Origin of the sequence: Streptomyces sp. NPDC059456 (genome assembly GCF_042750055.1) — a bacterium.
Classification (GTDB): Bacteria; Actinomycetota; Actinomycetes; order Streptomycetales; family Streptomycetaceae; genus Streptomyces.
The window spans coordinates 1-6,062 of sequence record NZ_JBHYVA010000532.1; the positions used below are offsets into that span (position 1 = coordinate 1).

Annotated in this window: 6 protein-coding genes and 1 pseudogene; 6 read left to right on the top strand and 1 reads right to left on the bottom strand. The window is 75.9% G+C overall.

What is annotated here, in order from left to right; genetic code table 11:
* Positions 1–688, top strand: a pseudogene (locus ACFXA3_RS32530) (family 2 glycosyl transferase); the annotation flags it as partial.
* The gene (locus tag ACFXA3_RS32535; protein ID WP_385192716.1) at positions 685–2,163 is read left to right on the top strand and encodes a DUF5719 family protein; all 1,479 of its coding nucleotides are present in this window, start codon (positions 685–687) and stop codon (positions 2,161–2,163) included. The pseudogene ACFXA3_RS32530 and the gene ACFXA3_RS32535, both read left to right, overlap by 4 nt.
* A 33-nt stretch (positions 2,164–2,196) precedes the next feature.
* On the opposite strand, the gene ACFXA3_RS32540 is transcribed toward ACFXA3_RS32535, so the two are convergent.
* The gene (locus ACFXA3_RS32540; RefSeq protein ID WP_385192719.1) at positions 2,197–2,676 is read right to left on the bottom strand and encodes a metallopeptidase family protein; all 480 of its coding nucleotides are present in this window, start codon (positions 2,674–2,676) and stop codon (positions 2,197–2,199) included.
* 138 nt (positions 2,677–2,814) lie between these two features.
* Here ACFXA3_RS32540 and ACFXA3_RS32545 point away from each other — a divergent pair, with 138 nt between their 5' ends.
* The 4 genes from ACFXA3_RS32545 to ACFXA3_RS32560 form a co-directional block, all read left to right on the top strand.
* On the top strand, positions 2,815–3,192 hold the full coding sequence (locus ACFXA3_RS32545) for a DUF3499 domain-containing protein (protein WP_385192721.1): 378 nt from the start codon (positions 2,815–2,817) through the stop codon (positions 3,190–3,192).
* Positions 3,193–3,274: 82 nt separating this feature from the next.
* Positions 3,275–4,645 (top strand): phosphomannomutase/phosphoglucomutase, encoded by a 1,371-nt coding sequence (locus ACFXA3_RS32550; RefSeq protein ID WP_385192723.1) that lies wholly within the window; start codon positions 3,275–3,277, stop codon positions 4,643–4,645.
* Positions 4,646–4,737: 92 nt separating this feature from the next.
* On the top strand, positions 4,738–4,923 hold the full coding sequence (locus tag ACFXA3_RS32555; RefSeq protein WP_054222355.1) for a Trm112 family protein: 186 nt from the start codon (positions 4,738–4,740) through the stop codon (positions 4,921–4,923).
* 156 nt (positions 4,924–5,079) lie between these two features.
* Positions 5,080–6,062: SIS domain-containing protein (locus ACFXA3_RS32560; protein ID WP_385192726.1), on the top strand; the 983-nt coding region annotated here is incomplete at its 3' end.

A 6,062-nucleotide genomic window follows, 5' to 3' on the forward strand; every position in this document is an offset into this window, starting at 1 on the left:
CGCGGCCGCGGGCTCGACGCCCACCCTCCACGCCCACCCCCTCACCCCAACGACCCGCGGCGGGTGCGCCCTGGGCATCCAACGCCCCGCCTCCGGCGGCCGCCTCGACCTCGTCCACGAGGACGCGCTGATGCGCACCGCCTGGCACTGGGCGCAGGGCCTGCTCGCGCTCGTCCTGCTCGTCATGGCCCTGCCGGGCCGCCGGGCCCGCCTCGACGACGACCTGCCGGAGGAGGAGACGGACGGCCCCGACGGAGCCGCCTCGGGCGAGGCCGGCGAGGGCCGCCGGGCCCGCCGGCTGCGCGCCGAGGCGCAGTCCCGGGCCGCGGCGCCGACCGCCGCCGAGGAGGGCGCGGGCGCCGTCGCCGATCCGTACGCGGGGATCCCGGCGCAGCCGGTCTACGGCGACGACGCGTACGCGTACCAGGCGTACGAGGAACAGGGCTACGCGTACGACCAGCAGCCCCAGCAGCCCCAGCAGCCCCAGCAGCCGTACGTGCCGGGGCCCGCCCAGGCGCCGGGGTACGAGCAGTACCCGTACCCGCAGCAGGGCTACGAAGACCAGCAGCCGTACCCGCAGCAGCCGCAGCAGCCGCAGCAGCCGCCGTACCCCTACCCGCCGTACGAGCAGCAGTACGACACCTACGGACAGCACCAGCCGCGTCCGGACGGGAGCCCCCAGCAGTGAAGCAGCGCGCACCCCTGACGCTGGCGGCGGTGGCCGCGGCCCTGGCGGCCGTCACCGGCGTCGCCCACCTCACCGCACCCGCCGCCCCGGCCGCCGACGCCAGGCCGGCGGCCGCGGCCCGGATGCCGGTGGAGCGCTCCGCGCTGGTGTGCCCGGCGCCCAGCTCCTCGGACATCGCGGAGACCACGTACACGGCGATCACCCCCGGCGCGGCCGGCGGGGGCAAGGGCACGGCCCGCCTCCTCGGCGCGACCAAGGAGGCCAAGCCGGTGCTGGAGCTCAAGGAGCGCGGCAAGCCCGCCGGGGCCGGCGCCAACGGCGCGGAGGCCCCCGCGCTGACGGGTGTCGCCGACGGGGTCCTGGCCCCCGGCTGGACGGCGCAGCAGACGACGAAGGTCGGGGTCGGCCGGGCGCGCGGCCTCCTCGGGGTCGGCTGCACGACGCCCGGCACCGACTTCTGGTTCCCCGGCGCGAGCACGGCCAAGGGGCGCGAGGACTACGTGCACCTCACCAATCCGGACGACACCGCGGCCGTGATCGACATCAAGATGTTCGGCCCGGACGGGACGGTCAAGTCCGAGGGCGGCACCGGCGAGAACATCCGGATCGACCCCAGGTCCACCAAGGCGGTCTCGCTGGCCTCCCTCGCCCCGGGCGCCCAGCTCGCGGACGTCACCGCCCATGTGACGACCCGTGCGGGCCGGGTCGGCGCCTCCGTGCAGGTCGGTGAGGAAGGCGTGGGCGCCGACTGGCTGGCGGCCTCCGCCGATCCGGCCGGCTCGCTCGTGCTGCCCGGAATCCCGGCGGACGCCACCTCCGTCCGGCTGGTCGCCTTCGCGCCCGGCGAGGAGGACGCGGACCTCACCGTCAAGCTGGCCGGCGCGAACGGCTCGATCACCCCGGCGGGCAGCGAACAACTGCACGTCAGGGGCGGTATGACGGCCAGTCTGGACCTCAAGGACGTGACCCGCGGCGAGGCGGGCTCGCTGGTGCTCGCCCCGGGGAAGGGCAAGAAGGCCGTGCCCGTGGTGGCGGCCCTGCGCGTGGTCCGCGGCAGCGGTGCCAAGCAGGAGCTGGGCTTCATCCCCGCGGCCGGGCCGGTCGGGACGCGCGCCACGGTCGCCGACGCCCGCGCGGACGAGAACGCGACGGTGCTCTCGCTGACGGCGGCCGGCGGCACCGACGCCAAGGTCAAGGTGACGGCGTCGGCGGGCACGGAGGCCGGGGAGCCGGCCTCGAAGGAGGTCACCGTCAAGACGGGCACGACCCAGACGGTGACGCTGGCCCCGGCCGGGGCCAAGGGCGCCTACGCGCTGACGGTCGAGACCCTCTCCGGCGGGCCCGTGTACGCGTCGCGCACCCTGACGCTGCCCGGCGAGGGCATCCCGATGTTCACGATCCAGGTGCTGTCGGACGACCACGCGATGGTCTCGGTCCCCAAGGCCGCCCAGGACCTCACGGTCCTGACCGACTAGCCGCCGCCGGGCCCGGCCCGGGCCCGGCGGTTGTCAGTCCTGGCCGTACCGGGGGTCCACCGTCTCGGGGGACAGCCCGAGCAGCTCCGCCACCTGCTCCACCACGATCTCGTGCACGAGCAGCGCCCGCTCGTCCCGGCTCTTCGTCCGGATCTCCACCGGCCGCCGGAACACCACCACCCGCGCCGGCCGCCCCGCCCCCGTCGCCTCCGACAGCGCCCCGAGCGGCACCGCCTCGTCGTTCCAGCCGGCGTCCGGACCGCCCGGCGGTCCCGGCACGTCCGCGACCACGAACTCCACCTCCGCCAGCTGCGGCCACCGCCGCTCCAGCCGCTCCACGGAGTCCCGTACGAGATCGCCGAACAGCTCCGCCCGGCTCGCCGACAGCGGCACCTGCGGCGGCGCCAGCGGCCCCCGCATGCCCCGCCCGTGCCGGTCGCGACGCCGCGTCCGCGGCTCGGCGGGAGGCTCGGCGGAGCGGGGCGGGCCGGGGGGCAGGGGGGTGTCCGTCACCCCCGCAGCGTAGCCCGCAGAGCCCTTGCGGCCCGGGCCTTTCCGGACCCGCCACGCCCTCCCGCAGGCACGACACGGGGGAGTGGCCCGCGGGAGAGTCGTCGCGGCCCGGTCAAGAGTGCGGTACCGTCCAACGTCGTGAGCCTTGTACGTCGCTGTTCGCGCACCGCGTGCGGCCGCCCTGCCGTCGCGACACTGACGTACGTCTACGCCGATTCGACCGCAGTTCTCGGCCCGCTCGCCACCTACGCCGAACCCCACTGTTACGACCTGTGCGCCGAGCACTCCGAGCGCCTGACCGCCCCGCGCGGCTGGGACGTCGTGCGCCTGACCGACGGCTCCGCGCCGTCCCGCCCCAGCGGCGACGACCTCGAAGCCCTGGCCAATGCCGTCCGTGAGGCGGCGCGTCCGCACGACCGCGCCGCCGAGGCCGGCGGAACCGGACCGGGCCGGGGCGGCAACACCGGCGAGACGCGCCGCGGACACCTGCGCGTCCTGCGATCGCCCGATTCCTGACATTCCTCTCCCATCGGGACCCGCCTTCCGCGCAGGGTAGGGTCGGTGGCCCCGCACAGGACCATCAGGAAGGCAGTCAGCAGTGGCCGCAGATCTTTCGAACATCGTCAAGGCGTACGACGTACGTGGTGTCGTACCGGACGAGTGGGACGAGTCGCTGGCCGAGCTGTTCGGTGCCGCGTTCGTGGAGGTCACCGAGGCCACCGCGATAGTGGTGGGCCACGACATGCGGCCCTCCTCCCCCGCCCTGTCCGCCGCCTTCGCGCGCGGCGCGGCCGCCCGCGGCGTGGACGTCACCCTGATCGGCCTGTGCTCCACCGACCAGCTCTACTACGCCTCCGGCGTGCTGGACCTGCCCGGCGCGATGTTCACCGCCTCGCACAACCCGGCCCAGTACAACGGCATCAAGCTCTGCCGCGCGGGCGCCGCCCCGGTCGGCCAGGACACCGGCCTGTCCACCATCCGCGAGCTCGCCGAGAAGTGGTCCGACGAGGGCGCCCCCGCGATCGCGGCCGGCACCGTCCCCGGCACCGTCACCGAGCAGGACACCCTCGCCGGCTACGCCGCGCACCTGAAGTCCCTGGTCGACCTCGGCTCCATCCGCCCGCTCAAGGTGGTCGTGGACGCGGGCAACGGCATGGGCGGCCACACCGTCCCCACCGTGTTCGAGGGCCTGCCCCTGGAACTCGTCCCCATGTACTTCGAGCTCGACGGGACCTTCCCGAACCACGAGGCCAACCCGCTGGACCCGAAGAACCTCGTCGACCTCCAGGCCCGCGTGAAGGCCGAGGGCGCCGACCTCGGCCTCGCCTTCGACGGTGACGCGGACCGCTGCTTCGTCGTCGACGAGCGCGGCGAGGGCGTCTCCCCGTCCGCCGTGACCGCCCTGGTCGCCTCCCGCGAACTGGCCCGCAACGGCGGCACCGGCACGGTCATCCACAACCTGATCACCTCCTGGTCCGTCCCCGAGGTCGTCCGCGAGAACGGCGGCACCCCGGTGCGCACCCGGGTCGGCCACTCCTTCATCAAGGAGGAGATGGCGAAGACCGGCGCGATCTTCGGCGGCGAGCACTCGGCGCACTACTACTTCAAGGACTTCTGGAACGCGGACACCGGCATGCTCGCCGCGCTCCACGTCCTCGCGGCCCTCGGCGGCCAGGACGGCGCCCTCTCCGACCTCGTCGCCTCCTACGACCGCTACGTGGGCTCCGGCGAGATCAACTCCACCGTCGCCGACCAGGCCGACCGCGTCGCCGCGGTCAAGGCCGTCTACGGCCCGCTGGACGGCATCACCCTCGACGAGCTGGACGGCCTCACCGTCACCTCCGCCGACTGGTGGTTCAACCTGCGCGCCTCCAACACCGAGCCGCTGCTGCGCCTGAACGTCGAGGCCCGCGACGCCGCGCAGCTCGTCAAGATCCGCGACGAGGTCCTCGCCCTCGTCCGCGCCTGATGCGCCCGCGTCCGACGCCGTCGGGCCGCACCGCAGGTGACTCGGCGGTACGCTGACCTCGCCCAATCCGCATGTTCGAAGGGAAGCGCCCCATGCCGCTCGAAGCCGGCCTTCTGGAGATCCTCGCCTGCCCCGCCTGCCACTCGCCCCTCGAGGACAAGTCGGCCGACGAGACGGCCCCCGAGCTGATCTGCACCGGCCGGGACTGCGGCCTCGCCTACCCGGTCCGCGACGGCATCCCGGTCCTCCTCGTCGACGAGGCCCGCCGCCCCGCCTGAGGCCCCGTCCCGCCCGAGCCCAGGCCACCACGGCCCCGGGGCCCGGGCCCGCCCGCCCCGGGCCGCAGCCGCACAGGCAGCACAGGGGCGCCCGCCGCAGCGCCGGGCGCCCGAGCAACCGAGTCGCACGCCCTTCTTCGACAGCCGGAGGCCGCCATGCTCGACGAGTCGCTCCTCGACGCACCGGACGAGCTCGCCCGCGCCGACCGCCGCGGCCTGCTCCGCGGCGCCGCCGAGGCCGGGGCCAGAGTCCGCACCGCGGCCCGGCACGCCACCGAGGCCGGCCTCGCCGACCTGCGCCCCGACGGCCGGCCCCGCGCCGTCCTCATCGCCGGGCCCGGCACCGCCGCCACCGGAGTCGCCGACCTGCTCGGCGCCCTCGCCGGAGCCTCCGCCCCCGTCATCCGGCTGCACCCCACCGGCGTCGCCCACGCCGCCGGAGCCCTGCGCTGGGCGCTGCCCGGCTGGGCCGGCTCCGTCGACCTGCTGCTCATCGCCACCACCGACGGCACCGAACCCGGACTCGCCGTCCTCGCCGAGCAGGCCTACCGGCGCGGCTGCACCGTCGTCGCCGTCGCGCCCGAGCGGTCCCCGCTGAGCGAGGCCGTGGACGGCGCGCACGGGCTCCTCGTCCCGATGGCCAAGGCCCCTTACCAGGAGTACGACGAGTCCGCCGCGGCCGGCCCCGGCGCCCTGTGGGCCCTGCTGACCCCGCTGCTCGTGCTCCTCGACAAGGTCGGGCTGATCACCGCCGCGCCCGAGACCCTCCAGCGCGTCGCCGACCGGCTCGACCGCACCGCCGAGCGCTGCGGGCCGGCCATCGCCACGTACTCCAACCCGGCCAAGACCCTCGCCTCCGAGCTCGCCGGGGCCCTCCCGCTCATCTGGAGCGAGGGCGCCGGCGCCGGCCCGGCGGGGCGCCGCTTCGCCGCCACCCTCGCCGAGCTCGCCGGCTGCCCCGCCCTGGCCGCCGACCTCCCCGAGGCGCTGCCCGCCCACGGGGTCCTGCTCGCAGGCTCCCTCGCGGCCGGCGCCGATCCCGAAGACTTCTTCCGCGACCGCGGGGGGGAGCCCCACGGCCCCCACCCCCCCAACCTCCAGCAGCGCGCCCCGCCCACCCGCGGGCCCCGCCCCGCCCC